Below are 14,879 nucleotides of genomic sequence, written 5' to 3'. Positions count from 1 at the left end.
TGAGTCAACAGACGATGCGGTCCGCCCTTGTAGGAGTGAGCCTGCTCGCGATGGCGGCGTGCCAGTCGACAACGATATCAACTGATCTACCGCAATCGCGAGCAGGCTCACTCCTACATTGGATTCCAGTGTGTCAGGAGAGGGTGGGCATGTTGTAGAACGCGCGGGCACACGCGGTGGTGTGCGCCGCCAGATCTTCCTCGGTTTCGCCGCGGTGCAACGCCACTTCGCGCAGCACTTCAGTCAGATACGCCGGTTCATTGCGCCCATTCTTTGGTTTCGGTCGCAGAGTGCGCGGCAGCAGGTACGGCGCATCGCTTTCCAGCATCAGGCGCCCGCGTTTGATCTCTTTCACCAACGGATGCAAATGCGTGCCCCGACGCTCATCGCAGATCCAGCCAGTGATACCGATGTGCAGGTCCAGATCGAGGTAGCTGAACAGGGCTTTTTGCTCGCCGGTGAAGCAATGCACCACAGTGGCGGGCAGTTGATCGCGGAAGACTTTGAGGATTTCCATCAGGCGCTGGCTGGCATCGCGCTCGTGCAGGAAGACCGGCAATTGCAGTTCAACGGCCAACGCCAAATGTTCTTCGAGGACTTTTTCCTGCTGTGGGCGCGGCGAGAAATCCCGGTTGAAATCCAGCCCGCATTCACCCACGGCGACGACGTTTTTTTCTTGCAACAGACTGCGCAAACGTCGGGCGCTATCGGCGTTCCAGTCGCTGGCCGAATGCGGATGGATACCGGCGGTGGCGAACAACCGTTGACCGCTTTCATCCAGCTGTTGGCACAGCTCTAAAGCCTGTTCGCTACCCTCGACGCTGGTGCCGGTCAGCACCAGTTGGCAGACCCCGGCCGCATAGGCGCGATCAAGCACGGCCTGGTGTTTGTCGGCGAAACTGGGGTTGGTCAGGTTGACGCCGATATCGATGAGTTGCATGGTTGCTACCTCGGGCCGAAGGCCGGAAAGCATACCAGAGCTGTAGATTCATAAGAAAAGCCAAGAACTACAACGAGTTATAGCTGTCTTTTGATGCCGCGACGCAGCCCGGTTTGGCAGAAGTGCCATTACTGTGCCAGTCTCTCGCACTTTGCCAGCGCTCCAAGCGCTCTGTTTTTGTCGGTGATTTCGATCTTTCAGAGATGAAATTGCCCCGTATTCTTTCCGGAGAGTGGATGGTTCGTCCCTCGGTTTTGCTCCTGTTGTGTGGATCGTTGCTACTGCCGATGACGGCGGTTGCGCGCCTGCCCGGGCCGTTGCAAGCCGTGCCGGCGGCCAAGGTGCGGGACTTGTCCGAGATTCGCAGCAGCCGCGTATTGCGCGTGCTGGTCAACCAGAGCCGCAACAGCTCCGGCGAAGTTCAGGGCCAGGCCATCGGCGTCGAATACCATCGCCTGCGTGCCTTCGAGCAATACCTCAATGGCCATGCTCGCGATGGCCAGGAAATCACCCTCAAGATCATTCCCAAAGCCAAGGACCAATTGCTCGGCGCCTTGCAGCGTGGCGAAGGTGATCTGGTCGCACCGGGTGAATTGCTCGATCTGCAATCTGGCTATGCCGTGGCCAGTAGCGAACCGGTCGCCAGCAACGTGCCGCTGGTGTTGGTCGGGATCAAGGGCGAGCGACGCTACACCAAGGTCGAGCAACTTTCCGGCAAAACCCTCGCGTTGCCCACCGGCAGTGCGGCGGGGGAGGCGGTCAGTCAGCTCAATCAGAAACTGGCGTTGCACAAACTGGCGCCGATCAAGATCGAATGGGTCGATCCGACCCTGGCGGTCGAAGATGTGCTGGAGATGGTTCAGGGCGGGATTTTTCACCTGACCATCGTCGAGCAACCTATCGCCGAGCGTTGGGGCAAGATCCTGCCGAAGCTGCGTTTTGACCGGCAACTGATCATCAGCGAGCCGGGCGAGGAGTACTGGTTCGTGCGCCGTGACGCCGCAATGTTGCGTGCAAGCATTGACCGCTTCCTCGGCGGTTACAAGAAACCCTCGAACGAAGATGCTGCGTTTTTGCGCATCTATCGACGCCTGTACCAAGTCCACAATCCGTTGGCTAAGGCCGATCGCCAGCGTCTCGAAAAACTGCGCCCGACTCTGCAAAAGCACGCCGCCGCGCAGAACATGGACTGGCTGAATCTGGCCGCACTGGCGTTCAAGGAATCACGCCTGCAACCCAACGCCCGTAGCGGCAGCGGCCCGACGGGGCTGATGCAGATCACGCCTTCCGCCGCTCAGCGAGTCGGCGTGAGCAATATTCAGAATCTCGATGCGAATGTGCAGGCCGGGGCCAAGTACCTGGCGATGATTCGCCGCAAGTTTTTCAACAGCCCCAAACTCAACGAGCGCGAGCGCATGGCCTTCACCCTCGCGGCCTACAACATCGGCCCCGAGCGCGTGCAGGGCATGCGCGCCGAGGCCCGGCGGCGCGGGCTGAATCCCAACCAGTGGTTCTTCCAGGTCGAGCGCATTGCCATGGAGCAGGTAGGAATGGGGCCGGTCAGCTATGTTAATAGCGTGAACAAGTATTACTTGGCGTTCGACCGGGAGCGGGAGTCGTTGGAGCCCGGGGCGCAAAAAGTCGTCTCACGGAAATGATCTAATAAACTGATTGTTATGGCGGAATATTTGCGCTTTTAACATGAATTTTACTGATTAATATAGCGGCCAACCAACACACACAACTTCTCGCAAAAACAAGGAATGCCCCATGAGCTCTCTGATCAACAAAGTACTGTTCACCCGCGCCGGCTACGGTCTGACCATCCTGCGCATTGCGGTCGGCGTAATCTTCGCTGCGCACGGCTCGCAAAAACTCTTCGGTCTGTTCGGTGGGTATGGTCTGGCAGGCACCGCGCAGTACATGGACAGCATTGGCCTGCACCCGGGCTACCTGATGGCCACATTGGCGGGCGGTACTGAGTTCTTCGCCGGCCTGGCCTTGATCATCGGCCTGCTGGTGCGTCCGGCGGCGTTGGGCCTGACCTTCCTGTCGCTGGTGGCGATCTTCACCGTACACATCAGCAACGGTCTGTTTATGGCCAACAACGGTTACGAGTTCGCCCTGGCCCTGCTCGGTGGCAGCCTCGCCGTCCTGATCGAAGGCGCCGGCAAGCTCTCGGTGGACCGCGCCATCGCCGGCTAAGCGCTCTGGCTCAAGGAATAGGCCCGCATTGTGCGGGCCTTTTTTTGTTGCGGCTGATTCTTGACACTGATCGGTCACGTTCTCTAGGATGTTGCCCATGCGCCGATTTAAACAGCTACTTGCGGGGCGCCAGGTGACTTCAACAGTTGCCGTCAGAAGCCGGAACAGGGCTTCGAAATACCGCTAAAGCGCTGGTTCGGTGTTGCCTCTCACCTGCCATGCAGACTTTTGAGGCAGAGACACGACACGATGAATGCACTACGCCCTCCAGCACGTCCCGCGCCGATCACGGCACATATCACCCAGCGCAACCCGAAAATTCTCCTTGGCGGCAAACATCAGCCGACGCTGTTGCGTTATCTCGATGGCTGGCCACGTCGCAGCGGCGGTCCTGCCGCGTTCCTGATCCAGTTCGTTGAAGACGGCGAGTCGCTGGCGCGTTTTGCCAGTGACAGCTTTGATCTGGCGGTGATTCAAGCGCCGAGCGTTGAGGATGCGCCGGAGATGATCAAGCAACTGACCCGCGTTGCGCGGCAGGGCTTGATCACCCGACGCTGATACGCTTTACGGATAGTCGATAGCGACGATGTAAACGAACTGTTCACCCGTCGGCGTCTGCACCCGGACTTCTGCATCCAGCGCCTTGCCGATCAAGGCGCGGGCCAGTGGCGAGTCGATGCTGATCAGGCCCAGTTTCAGATCCAGTTCATCCGGGCCGACGATGCGGTAGCGCGATTGCTTGCCTTCTTCGTCTTCGATGGTCACCCACGCGCCGAAGTAGACCTTGTTCGGATCACTGGGTTTTTCACTGACGACTTTCAATGCTTCCAGGCGTTTGGTGAGAAAGCGCACGCGACTGTCGATCTCGCGCAGCATCTTCTTGCCGTAGGTGTATTCGGCGTTCTCCGAGCGATCGCCCTGAGCCGCCGCCTCGCTGACCGATTGCGTGACTTGCGGGCGGCGCACATGCCACAACTCATGGAATTCGGCGCGCATCCGCGCTTCACCCTCAGGGGTGATCAGCGCGGTGCCGGCGGGGCGGGGAGGGCGATAACGGCTCATGGCAACTTCTTGTGATTAAGACCGCCTGAGTCTATCAACCCTCACGCAACACTGTCAGTGGACTTGCATTGAGTGCCCGGCGCGTTCCGAATACGCCGGCGCCACCAATCAACGCCGCGCCAATCAACGGCAGCACCAGCAACCATGGATGCGGGTGCCACGGTAGATCGAACGCGTAGCGATACAACACCAGACTCACCACTTCCGAACCGATCGCTGCGAGCAAACCGCTGACCGCACCGAGCAAACCGAACTCGATACGCCGCGCCTTGATCAGCAACTGCCGCTCCGCCCCCAGCGCACGCAACAGCGCGCCTTGGCGAATGCGTTCATCGAGCGTCGCCTGCAAGCCGGAAAACAGCACGGCCATGCCCGCTGCCAAAACAAACAACAATACATATTCCACGGCCAGGGTGACTTGGGCGAGGATGCTGCGCAGTTGTTCCAGCAGCGCTTCGACCTGAAGAATGGTCACAGCGGGAAAGGTTCGCGACAGTTCGACGATCTGCTGATCATGACCCGGAGCCAGATAGAAACTGGTCAAGTAGGTCGCGGGCAGATCCTTCAAAGTGCCAGGCTGGAAGATCATGAAGAAGTTCGGCTGAAAATTGTCCCAGTTGATCTCGCGCAGGCTGGTGACCTTCGCCTCGCGATTGACCCCGCCGACACTGAACACCATGTGGTCGCCGAGTTTGAGCTGGAGGCTTTCGGCGACTTTGCCTTCTACCGATACCCCGGGAACATCGTCGGTCGGCTGATCCTTCCACCACTCACCGGCAGTGAGCTTGTTGCCCGCCGGTAAATCAGCGGCCCAGGTCAGACTCAAATCTCTTTGAACCGCGCGGTCGCCCGCCGAATCCTTGCTGACGATTTGCTGCACGGCTTCGCCGTTGATGCTGATCAATCGTCCCGGCACTACCGGATACAGTGGCGCGGCTTGCGCGGACACTTTGATCAGGTGATCGGTGAACGCCTGTTTGTCTGCTGGCAGGATGTTCAGAGCAAAATAGTTGGGAGCGTTTTTCGGAAGCTGGTTTTGCCAGGTGTCGAGCAGTTCGCCGCGCAGCAGGGCGATCAAGGCCATCGACAGCAGAATCAGACCGAATGCCAGCGATTGACCGGCCGCTGCCAAGGGATGGCGCAGCAACTGGCCCAGGCCCAGGCGCCATGGCAGCGAAGCTCGGGCGAGCATCCGCCGCAAGCTTTGCAGCAACAACAGCAGCAAACCACCCAAGACCAACGCGGCGACCACGCCACCGCCGAGCAGGGCGAATGTCAGCAGCAGATCGAGGCTCAGGCGCCACATGATCAAACCGAGCGCACCCAACGCGGCGCCATAAACCATCCACGTGCTCGACGGGATCGGCAGCATGTCGCGGCGCAGCACCCGCAGCGGCGGCACGCGACCCAATGCGGCCAGCGGCGGCAAGGCGAAACCGGCCAACGCCACCAGCCCGGTGCCGATCCCGGCGATGGCTGGAAACAGCCCGCCCGGGGGTACATTGCTTGGCAACAAATCATGCAGCAGCGCGAACAAACCCAGTTGCGCCAACCAGCCGAGCAATGCACCACTCAGTGCGGCGAGCAGCCCGAGCACGGTCAACTGCAGACTGAACAGCACCATGGTTTCCCGGCGCGAAAGACCAAGGCAACGCAACAACGCACTGGCATCGAAACGGCGACTGGCAAAACGGTTGGCCGATAACGCCACCGCGACACCGGCCAACAGCACGGCGACCAGACTGGCCATGTTCAGATAACGCTCGGCTTTGCCCAGTGCACCGCCAATCTGCCGGTTGCCATCGCGCGCATCCTGAATCCGCTGGTTCGCGGCGAGCCCGGGTTTGATCAGTTGCCGATAGGTTTCCAGCGCCTGCGGTTCACCGCGCCACAGTTCGCGGTAACTCACGCGGCTGCCGGGTTGCACGACGCCGGTAGCGGCGAGGTCGTCGAGGTTGATCATCACCCGCGGCGTGAGGCTGTAAAAGTTGCCGGCGCGATCCGGTTCGTAGGTCAGCACGCGGGTCATTTTCAATGTCTTCATGCCGACATCGATGCTGTCGCCGATCTTCAGATCCAGTGCGGTCAGCAGGCGTGCTTCGACCCAGGCTTCGCCGGGTTGCGGTTCACCGCCGGGTTCTTCGGTGGCGAAGGGCGCTGGCGCACTCTTCAGTTCGCCGCGCAACGGATAGGCGCGGTCGACGGCTTTGATGCTCGACAGCTGAATGCCGTTGTCGGTGGCGATGACGCTGGAGAATTCCACCACTTGCGCATGCTTCAGACGCAGCTCGGTGCCGCTTCTGATCTGTTCTTCGCGTGCTGGCGAACTTCCCTCAAGCACCAGGTCGGCGCCGAGGAACTCGGTCGCGCGCAGCATCATCGCGCCATTCAGTCGGGCACCGAAATAGCCGATGGCGGTACTCGCCGCTACTGCAACGACCAAGGCGAAGAACAACACGCGCAATTCACCGGCGCGGGCATCGCGCAGGAGTTGGCGTATAGCGAGACTGAACAGACGCAACAGCGGCAAACGTGCCATCAAGGCTCCAGAGGGGCGACCAACAGCCCGGCTTCAAGACGGATCAGGCGCCGGCAGCGATGGGCCAGGCGTTCGTCGTGGGTCACCAGCACCAGGGTGGTGCCGCGTTCCTTGTTCAATTCGAAAAGCAGATCGCTGATGCGCTCACCGGTGTGGCTGTCGAGGTTGCCGGTCGGTTCGTCGGCAAACAGCACATCGGGCTCGGCGGCAAACGCACGGGCGATCGCAACACGTTGTTGCTCACCACCGGAGAGCTGGCGCGGCGAGTGCGTGAGGCGCTGGCCGAGTCCGACGCGCTGGAGCAATTCGGTCGCGCGTTCACGGGCGTCTTTGCGGCCATCGAGTTCCAGCGGCAGCATGACGTTTTCCAGTGCGTTGAGACTGTCGAGCAATTGAAAAGACTGGAAGACGAAACCGACATGCTCGGCACGAATGCGTGCGCGCTGGTCTTCATCAAGATTGCTCAGTCCTTGCCCGGCGAGAATGACTTCGCCACTGCTCGGCAGGTCGAGACCGGCGAGCAGGCCGAGGAGGGTGGATTTGCCTGAACCGGATGCGCCGACGATGGCGAGGCTGTCGCCCTTGTTCAGTTCCAGGCTGAGTTCGTGCAGGATAGTCAGTTCACCTTCCGCGCTGGGAACCACTTTGCTGAGGTTCTTCGCGGTGAGAATGCTTGCGCCCATGGAGAATCCGATGCGTGTGTGGTTTTTGAGTGCTGGCCTGGCCTTGATGTGCATGGCCCAGAACGCAGCGGCGGGTACTGTCCTGATCGTTGGCGATAGTATCAGCGCCGGTTTCGGACTGGATACCCGCTTGGGGTGGGTGTCGTTGCTCGAACAACGGCTCAAACAGGAGGGTTTCGACGACAAAGTGGTCAATGCCTCGATCAGTGGCGACACCAGTGCCGGAGGCCAGGCACGGCTGCCGGCGCTGCTTGCAGAGCATAAGCCGGAACTGGTGATCCTCGAACTGGGTGGCAACGATGGCTTGCGCGGAATGCCGCCAAATCAATTGCAACAAAATCTTGCCTCGATGATCGACAGCTCGCGTCAGAGCGGGGCCAAGGTGCTGTTGCTCGGCATGCAACTGCCGCCCAATTACGGCAAGCGCTACACCGATGCTTTTGCCGAGGTCTACGGCAAACTCGCCGACGATAAAAAGATCCCTCTGGTGCCGTTTTTCCTCGACGGCGTGGGCGGTCATCCAGACCTGATGCAGGCCGATGGTCTGCACCCGGCGGCCGGGGCTCAGGGCAAGTTGCTGGAAAATGTCTGGCCGACGCTAAAACCGCTGTTATGAGGCTTTTCTAAGGGCAGGCTTTCGGCTAATGTGGCGCCCCCTTATTTGGAGCCCCCGATGTCGCGTTCTGCCTGGTCCCTGTTTGCCTACCAACTGATCGAGCCTGACGAGCAGCTGGATCTGTTCGCCTGCCAGGAAGTGCGGGTGCATCTGGTGACCCGGCAACTCGAACTCGGTGGTTCGGCCGATCGCACCCTGTGCGGCAGTCTGCTGCCGGCGCAGCCGCGCTGGTCGAGCGTGGATCGCCGGGTGTTTCAGGATCAGCGCCTGTGCTCGCTGTGCCGGGCGATTCTGGAGTCGCAGAAGCGCGGCACTTCGCCAATCTGGCCGGAGCTGCGTTTCGAGCTTTAAGAGCAAAAGATCGCAGCCTGCGGCAGCTCCTGCATGGGTTCGCGTAATCCTGTAGGAGCTGCCGAAGGCTGCGATCTTTTCGCATTCAGCACGGTCCATCGGCGTGGCTCCCCGAATATTCAAAGTGCGGTGTACAATCGCGCTTTTATACCCTTGTTGATCATGCGAAGGATTTTCCGGATGTTGCCGCGCTTTCCTGCCGTCACCCGCTGCCTGTCACTTGCCGCCCTGTGTGTGGCCGGTCCCGTTGCTGCATTGGAGTTTCCCCTGCCACCACCCGGTGAAGACATCATCGGTCAGGTGCAGGTGATCAAAGCCAAGTACGAAGACACCTTCGCCGATCTGGGCACGAAGTACGATCTGGGTTACTCGGAAATGGTCGCGGCCAACCCGGGCGTCGATGCCTGGTTGCCGGGCGCCGGCACCGAAATCGTCTTGCCGACCCGTTTCATTCTGCCGCCGGGCCCGCGCGAAGGCATCGTCATCAACCTCGCCGAATACCGCCTCTACTACTTCCCGAAAGGCAAGAACGTGGTGTACACGTTCCCGCTGGGTATTGGTCGTGAGGGCTGGGGTTCGCCGATCGCGCACACCTCGATCACCGCCAAGACGCCTAACCCGACCTGGACGCCTCCAGCGTCGATCAAGGCTGAACACGCCGCTGACGGCGACCCGCTGCCGAACGTAGTGCCGGCCGGCCCGGACAATCCGCTGGGTCCGTTCAAGTTCACCCTGGGCACGCCGGGCTACCTGATCCACGGTTCGAACAAGAAATTCGGTATCGGCATGCGCACCAGCCACGGCTGCTTCCGCATGTTCAACAACAACGTGCTGGAAATGGCCAGCATGGTCCCGGTCGGTACCTCGGTGCGCATCCTCAACGATGCCTACAAGTTCGGCAGCAGTGGCGGCAAGGTCTATCTGGAAGCGCACACACCAATCGACGACAAGGGCAACCCGTCGGTGGTCGACAAGCACACTGCCGTGATCAATGCGATGCTCAAGCGTGAAGACGTCACCAGTAACCTGCGCGTGAACTGGGATGTGGTGCGTGATGTGGTCGCGGCTGAAGATGGTCTGCCAACTGAAATCGGCACGCCGAATACCTCGGCGCCGATAGTCTCGAACACACCGATCGACTTGCAGCAGTAAGTCGAGATCAAAAACCCGCCGATGCGTGTAGCGTCGGCGGGTTTTTTATTGCCCGGGGAAAAGCATCGGGCACAAAAAAGCCGACCCGAAAAATCGGGTCGGCTTGATAACAATCCCGAGGGATTATTACTTGCGGCTAGCTTTGTCCAGCATGCGCAGAGCACGCTCGTTAGCTTCGTCAGCAGTCTGTTGTGCTTTTTGAGCAGCAGCCAGAGCTTCATCAGCTTTACGGTAAGCTTCGTCTGCACGAGCCTGGGAGCGAGCAGCTGCGTCTTCAGTAGCGGTCAGACGTGCTTCGGTTTCTTTCGATGCGCTGCTGCAACCGGTAGCCAGAACTGCGGCCAGAGCCAGAGCAGAGAATTTCAGAACGTTGTTCATCGTGTTCCCCTTCAAGGACTTTCAAATTAAGTGGCTGTCTCCTCACGATTGAGGAAATAGCCGGCGTACATACTACCCATTACTTGTAGTAAGTAAACTGACGTAAGGCAAGAAGCAAAAAAAATTGTAGGCGTTGATTCTTTTTCGAGCAACTTTTAACTGCACTGCTTAAAAAATACCCAGCTGCAAGCCCCGAGCTGAGCGAGTTAATGAGAAAAAGTTCCCGTTGCCACGTGCTGTTTTTGCAGTCTTGGCTAAAGTCTGTCTAGATGAATTCGTCCACACTTTTGTTCCGATTTTGCGCGCTGCTTCGCTTATCTTTGTCCATGTTGAGGTGACTTTAAAAAAGGCTGCACGTCTTAAGTCTCAACATCCGGCAATGTTCAGGTGAGTGGCCCGGGAAGATCTTCTCCCCAATCACCTCTGCGTCCATCGGAGCAACCCCCCGTCAACCCGCTTGATGACGAGCGTACCTTGAGCATTTTTGCCAATGGTGCCTACTATTTATCAGGTGCCAGGTTGCGCGAGATCGGTGTGGCTCTTCTCGGTGTCCATCAGGCACGGGGTGGCGTAGATGTTCCTTCGCCGGAAAAACATCGGTAAGGTAGGGGTCAGAATTCAAGACCCGCGAGGAGTAGTGATGAGCGAGGCGTTGTCCATCCACCATGACCAGGCTGGTCATCAGTTCGAGACCAATGTGGACGGTCATCGTGCCTACCTGACCTATATGGATCTGGGGAAACAGACCCTGGATATCTATCGCACCTTCGTGCCCAACGCCCTGCGTGGCCGTGGCATTGCCGCAGCGCTGACCGAAAGCGCGCTGCAGTACGCCGAAGAAATGGGCTACACGGTGATCCCGTCATGCTCCTACGTCGAGCGCTACATGGAACGTCATCAGCGCCGCGCCGCCAAAATCTGAATCGCACACACAAAAACGCCGGGCATTGCCCGGCGTTTTTTTATGCCTGTAAAGCGCGTATCAGCTGCGCTGGCGTTTCGGCAGAACATCCTTGAGCTTGGCGTGCATGCTGCGCAGGGTGTTCTCGGTGGCGGACCAGTCGATGCACGCATCGGTGATCGACACGCCGTATTGCAGGTCGGCGAGGTCTTTTGGAATTGCCTGGCAACCCCAGTTCAGGTGACTCTCGACCATCAGGCCGATGATCGATTGATTGCCTTCGAGGATCTGGTTGGCGACGTTCTCCATCACCAGCGGTTGCAGGGCCGGGTCCTTGTTGGAGTTGGCGTGGCTGCAATCGACCATGATGTTCGGCTTGATCTTCGCCTTGTTCAGCGCCTGCTCGCACAGGGCCACGCTGACCGAATCATAGTTCGGCTTGCCGTTGCCGCCGCGCAGCACCACGTGACCGTAGGCGTTGCCTTTGGTGGTGACGATCGACACGCCACCTTCCTGGTTGATGCCAAGGAAACGGTGCGGGCTGGACACCGACTGCAAGGCGTTGATCGCCACAGTCAGACCGCCGTCAGTGCCGTTCTTGAAGCCGACTGCCGAGGACAGGCCGGAAGCCATTTCGCGGTGAGTCTGCGATTCGGTGGTACGCGCGCCGATGGCCGACCAGCTGATCAGGTCCTGCAGATATTGCGGGGAGATCGGGTCGAGGGCTTCGGTCGCGGTTGGCAGGCCTTTTTCGGCCAGATCCAGCAGCAACTGACGACCGATGTGCAGACCGTCCTGAATCTTGAACGAGTCATCCAGGTACGGATCGTTGATCAGGCCTTTCCAGCCGACGGTGGTGCGTGGCTTCTCGAAATATACGCGCATGACCAGATACAGGGTGTCGGAAACTTCCGCAGCCAGCACCTTGAGGCGATCGGCGTATTCGTGGGCAGCCTTGATATCGTGGATCGAGCACGGGCCGATCACTACGAACAGACGGTGGTCGGTGCCATCAAGAATGTTGCGAATGACTTCGCGACCCTTGGTGACGGTGCGCAGGGCAGCATCGCTCAGAGGGATATCACGCTTGAGCTGATCGGGAGTGATCAGGGTCTCGTTAGAGGCGACGTTTAGGTCGTTGATCGGTAAATCAGCCATCGTTTACTCGTCAGGTCACGGGTGCCGGCCGCCAGCGATCCCCGCGCGGCGGAGCACAGCAGATTTAAGCGCGTCGGGGAGCGGAACCTTAGCGCGTAAAGCGCCTGCTAGACAATGGGCAAAAGGTGCTTTAGTCCAGCGCTGGCTGCGCAAAAGCCTTGCGCACGCTGTCGTGGGAGAACTCGTCGGCGTGTTGCTCGACCCATTGCAGGGCCACTGCCTGAATTTCTTGCAGGTCATCGTGGGTGTCGTGCATGCGGCAATAGCGCTCGATCTGACACACTTGCTCACCCATTCGCGCACTGAACAGCGTCTGCTCATCGGTGAACGCGATGCCCACCAGATAGCCTTTTTTGCGTCGCAGGCACCACGCTACATAGCCCGGATAACAGATGTCGGCATTCAGTGTCGGCATGCGTACTTGCAGGGCGGTGCCATGGCGCCAGGCACGGTGGTAATTGCAAGCGATGCCGCCGAGGCTGATAGTGTGCAGCTGTTGCCTGGAAATACACTCAGGCTTGAGCAAGGTTAATTCAACCGGCACCTCGTCCGGATGAGGAATGAAACGTCCCATGAGCACAGACTCCCTGTGTCGGCCATTTGACATTGTTTCCCCCAGTATAGTGGTCGAATCCGAACTGACCGATTTCGACGCCGACCAACGGCTATTGGCGATGAGCGGCGTTTCGCTGGTGATTTTCACCAGCGTCGGCTGCGCCAGTTGCCGTTATGCCCGCGAGGTGTTGCCGGGACTCGATCTGGCAATCGATCAGTTGTGCTGGATCGATGCCGGCGACAACGGCGGGTTGGTGGAGCGCTATCAGGTCTTTCATTTGCCGGCGCTGTTTGTGGTGCGCGACGGCGAGTTCTTTGGGGCATTGCACACGCGCCTGACGGCCGATGCGCTGAACGCGGCGCTGGCGCAGGCACTGGGTCGAATTGCAGAGGAGTTGCCATGATGGGGGCAGTGAATAAACCGGTCGTAGGGATTATCGGTACCGGTGCAATCGGGGGGTTTTACGGTGTGATGCTGGCGCGCGCCGGTTTCGATGTGCACTTCCTGTTGCGCAGCGAGTTTTCAGCGGTGGCCGAGCGCGGCTTGCACATCAACAGCGCGGTGCATGGCCCGCTGACGTTGCATCCGGCGCAGGCCTATTCGTCGGCCGAAGACATGCCCAAATGCGACTGGCTGTTGGTGGGAGCGAAAACCACCAGCAACGCCGGCCTCGCGCCTTCAATCATTCAAGCGGCCAAACCCGATGCGAAAGTGCTGGTCCTGCAAAACGGTCTCGACGTCGAGGACAGCCTGCGTGAACTGCTTCCCGACTCTCTTCACCTGCTGGGCGGTTTGTGCCTGATCTGCGTGCATCGTGAGGGACCTGGACAAGTCACCCATCAAGCCTTGGGCGCGGTGAACGTCGGTTATCACAGCGGTCCGGCCAGTGATGACGTCGCACCTATGGCGATCGTCGAGGAGGGGGCCGGGTTGTTCCGCGCTGCCGGAATCGATTCCCAGGCGATGCCCAATCTGCAACAGGCGCGCTGGCAGAAACTGGTGTGGAATATTCCTTATAACGGACTTTCGGTTCTGCTCGGCGCCAGCACCACACCGCTGATGGCCGATGCCGACAGTCGCGCGTTGATTCAGGCGTTGATGGCCGAAGTGGTGCAGGGCGCCAAGGCCTGCGGCCATGACGTGCCGCCGGGATACGCCGACTATCTGTTCATGATGACCGAGAAAATGCCCGACTACTGGCCGAGCATGTACCACGACTTTTCACACAAACGCCCGCTGGAGCTGCAAGCGATCTACGCTCGGCCATTGGCAGCGGCGAAAGCGGCGGGCTGTGAGCTGCCGCGCATCGAAGCGTTGTATCGCAATTTAAGTTTTATCGACCGGCGCAACGTTTAAGCCGGTCGCTCTGGGGGAAGGCATGGCCAAGAACATCGATGACAAACTGGTGCTGGCGATTTCGTCGCGCGCCTTGTTCGACCTGAGCGAGAGCCACAAGGTCTATCTGTCGAGCGGGGTCGAAGCCTATCGGCAATATCAGATCGAGCACGAAGACGAAATTCTTGCGCCCGGCGACGCCTTCCCGCTGGTGGAAAAACTCCTGAGCCTGAACAGTCGCCTCGGACGAGCACGGGTCGAGGTGATTCTGGTCTCGCGCAACAGCGCCGACACCGGACTGCGCGTGTTCAACTCGATTCACCATTACGGTCTGGCGATTTCCCGCGCGGCGTTCGTCGGCGGGCGCAGTCCGTATCCGTATTTGAAAGCGTTCGGTTGCGACCTGTTTCTGTCGACTCATGCCGAAGATGTGCGCGCCGCGCTGGATGCCGGATTCGCTGCTGCAACCATTCTGTCCGGTGGCGCCAGCCGCGCGGCCAGCGACGAATTGCGCATCGCCTTCGACGGCGACGCGGTGATCTTTTCCGATGAGTCGGAGCGCGTCTATCAATCCGGCGGATTGGAAGCGTTTCAGGCCAAGGAGCGTGAAGCCGCCCGCGAGCCTTTGCGCGGCGGGCCGTTCAAAGGCTTTCTGGCAGCGCTCAATCTGTTGCAGCGCGAGTTTCCCGATGACGATTGCCCGATCCGCACGGCGCTGGTCACCGCGCGTTCGGCGCCGGCCCATGAGCGGGTGATCCGCACCTTGCGCGAGTGGGACATCCGCCTCGACGAATCCCTGTTCCTCGGCGGCCTGACCAAGTCGGCGTTCCTTGAAGCGTTTGCTGCCGACGTGTTTTTCGACGATCAGGCCGGCCACTGCGAACTCGCCCGCGAAGTCGTTGCCACCGGCCACGTACCGCACGGCATCAGTAACGAACCGTCGGTCTAAAGCCTACGTGCTTCAAGACGTTGCGTCGCACGTCGTACTCGCCAAGGCACTGCT

General features: G+C 59.7%; 17 protein-coding genes. 10 read left to right on the top strand and 7 right to left on the bottom strand.

Annotation, left to right across the window (positions count from 1 at the left end):
- Positions 1-133: 133 nt before the first annotated feature.
- Positions 134-940, bottom strand: a complete 807-nt coding sequence (locus ACZZ0A_RS16875) for a TatD family hydrolase (protein ID WP_463543484.1) — start codon at positions 938-940, stop codon at positions 134-136.
- Positions 941-1,176: 236 nt separating this feature from the next.
- On the opposite strand from ACZZ0A_RS16875, the gene ACZZ0A_RS16870 reads away from it, so the two are divergent.
- From ACZZ0A_RS16870 to ACZZ0A_RS16860, 3 genes are all read left to right on the top strand, one after another.
- Positions 1,177-2,598, top strand: a complete 1,422-nt coding sequence (locus tag ACZZ0A_RS16870; protein ID WP_007950156.1) for an MltF family protein — start codon at positions 1,177-1,179, stop codon at positions 2,596-2,598.
- A gap of 112 nt (positions 2,599-2,710) precedes the next feature.
- Positions 2,711-3,145, top strand: a complete 435-nt coding sequence (locus tag ACZZ0A_RS16865) for a DoxX family protein (protein WP_007908568.1) — start codon at positions 2,711-2,713, stop codon at positions 3,143-3,145.
- A 249-nt stretch (positions 3,146-3,394) separates the two neighbouring features.
- Complete coding sequence (locus tag ACZZ0A_RS16860; RefSeq protein WP_007908569.1) at positions 3,395-3,703, top strand: hypothetical protein; 309 nt, start codon at positions 3,395-3,397, stop codon at positions 3,701-3,703.
- 6 nt (positions 3,704-3,709) lie between these two features.
- On the opposite strand, the gene greB is transcribed toward ACZZ0A_RS16860, so the two are convergent.
- From greB to ACZZ0A_RS16845, 3 genes are read right to left on the bottom strand one after another with little or no spacing between them, the layout of a single operon-like run.
- Positions 3,710-4,207 carry a transcription elongation factor GreB gene (gene greB / locus ACZZ0A_RS16855; RefSeq protein WP_123375521.1) on the bottom strand — a complete coding sequence of 166 codons (498 nt, stop codon included), beginning with the start codon at positions 4,205-4,207 and terminating at the stop codon, positions 3,710-3,712.
- Between the two features lie 34 nt (positions 4,208-4,241).
- Positions 4,242-6,746, bottom strand: coding sequence for an ABC transporter permease (locus ACZZ0A_RS16850; RefSeq protein ID WP_463543483.1), 2,505 nt, complete (start codon positions 6,744-6,746; stop codon positions 4,242-4,244).
- On the bottom strand, positions 6,746-7,429 hold the full coding sequence (locus ACZZ0A_RS16845; protein WP_007908572.1) for an ABC transporter ATP-binding protein: 684 nt from the start codon (positions 7,427-7,429) through the stop codon (positions 6,746-6,748). Before ACZZ0A_RS16845 ends, ACZZ0A_RS16850 begins: the two co-directional genes overlap by 1 nt.
- Before the next feature lie 10 nt (positions 7,430-7,439).
- Between ACZZ0A_RS16845 and ACZZ0A_RS16840 the strand changes: the two genes are divergently transcribed.
- From ACZZ0A_RS16840 to ACZZ0A_RS16830, 3 genes are all read left to right on the top strand, one after another.
- Complete coding sequence (locus tag ACZZ0A_RS16840) at positions 7,440-8,045, top strand: arylesterase (RefSeq protein ID WP_007908573.1); 606 nt, start codon at positions 7,440-7,442, stop codon at positions 8,043-8,045.
- A 57-nt stretch (positions 8,046-8,102) separates the two neighbouring features.
- Positions 8,103-8,396 (top strand): hypothetical protein, encoded by a 294-nt coding sequence (locus tag ACZZ0A_RS16835; RefSeq protein ID WP_007908575.1) that lies wholly within the window; start codon positions 8,103-8,105, stop codon positions 8,394-8,396.
- A gap of 180 nt (positions 8,397-8,576) precedes the next feature.
- Complete coding sequence (locus ACZZ0A_RS16830) at positions 8,577-9,548, top strand: L,D-transpeptidase family protein (RefSeq protein WP_007950157.1); 972 nt, start codon at positions 8,577-8,579, stop codon at positions 9,546-9,548.
- Positions 9,549-9,674: 126 nt separating this feature from the next.
- Here the strand turns inward: ACZZ0A_RS16830 and oprI are convergent, their stop codons facing one another.
- A complete protein-coding gene (gene oprI, locus ACZZ0A_RS16825) occupies positions 9,675-9,926 on the bottom strand; it encodes an outer membrane lipoprotei OprI (protein WP_003199355.1) in 252 nt (83 codons plus the stop codon).
- A 640-nt stretch (positions 9,927-10,566) separates the two neighbouring features.
- Here oprI and ACZZ0A_RS16820 point away from each other — a divergent pair.
- Positions 10,567-10,848: a GNAT family N-acetyltransferase gene (locus ACZZ0A_RS16820; protein WP_003226804.1), complete on the top strand. Its 282-nt coding sequence runs from the start codon at positions 10,567-10,569 to the stop codon at positions 10,846-10,848.
- A 60-nt stretch (positions 10,849-10,908) separates the two neighbouring features.
- Here ACZZ0A_RS16820 and ACZZ0A_RS16815 read toward each other — a convergent pair whose 3' ends face one another.
- Together ACZZ0A_RS16815 and ACZZ0A_RS16810 are read right to left on the bottom strand one after the other, a co-directional pair.
- A complete protein-coding gene (locus tag ACZZ0A_RS16815; protein ID WP_007908583.1) occupies positions 10,909-11,985 on the bottom strand; it encodes a 3-deoxy-7-phosphoheptulonate synthase in 1,077 nt (358 codons plus the stop codon).
- A 130-nt stretch (positions 11,986-12,115) separates the two neighbouring features.
- Positions 12,116-12,559 carry a PilZ domain-containing protein gene (locus tag ACZZ0A_RS16810; protein WP_007908584.1) on the bottom strand — a complete coding sequence of 148 codons (444 nt, stop codon included), beginning with the start codon at positions 12,557-12,559 and terminating at the stop codon, positions 12,116-12,118.
- Between ACZZ0A_RS16810 and ACZZ0A_RS16805 the strand changes: the two genes are divergently transcribed.
- Genes ACZZ0A_RS16805 through ACZZ0A_RS16795 form a run of 3 tightly spaced genes read left to right on the top strand, consistent with a single transcriptional unit; the run spans position 12,558 to position 14,825 of the window.
- Entirely contained in the window at positions 12,558-12,944 is a 387-nt protein-coding gene (locus tag ACZZ0A_RS16805; protein ID WP_042705015.1) for a YbbN family protein, read from the top strand. The genes ACZZ0A_RS16810 and ACZZ0A_RS16805 overlap by 2 nt on opposite strands.
- Complete coding sequence (locus ACZZ0A_RS16800; RefSeq protein ID WP_123375523.1) at positions 12,941-13,897, top strand: putative 2-dehydropantoate 2-reductase; 957 nt, start codon at positions 12,941-12,943, stop codon at positions 13,895-13,897. Before ACZZ0A_RS16805 ends, ACZZ0A_RS16800 begins: the two co-directional genes overlap by 4 nt.
- A 22-nt stretch (positions 13,898-13,919) precedes the next feature.
- A complete protein-coding gene (locus tag ACZZ0A_RS16795) occupies positions 13,920-14,825 on the top strand; it encodes a 5'-nucleotidase (RefSeq protein WP_007908587.1) in 906 nt (301 codons plus the stop codon).
- Positions 14,826-14,879 lie beyond the last annotated feature (54 nt).

The organism is Pseudomonas sp. AC242 (assembly GCF_979258655.1).
The sequence above is the reverse complement of the archived record's forward strand: the minus strand, read 5'-3'. Positions and strand labels throughout refer to the sequence as shown.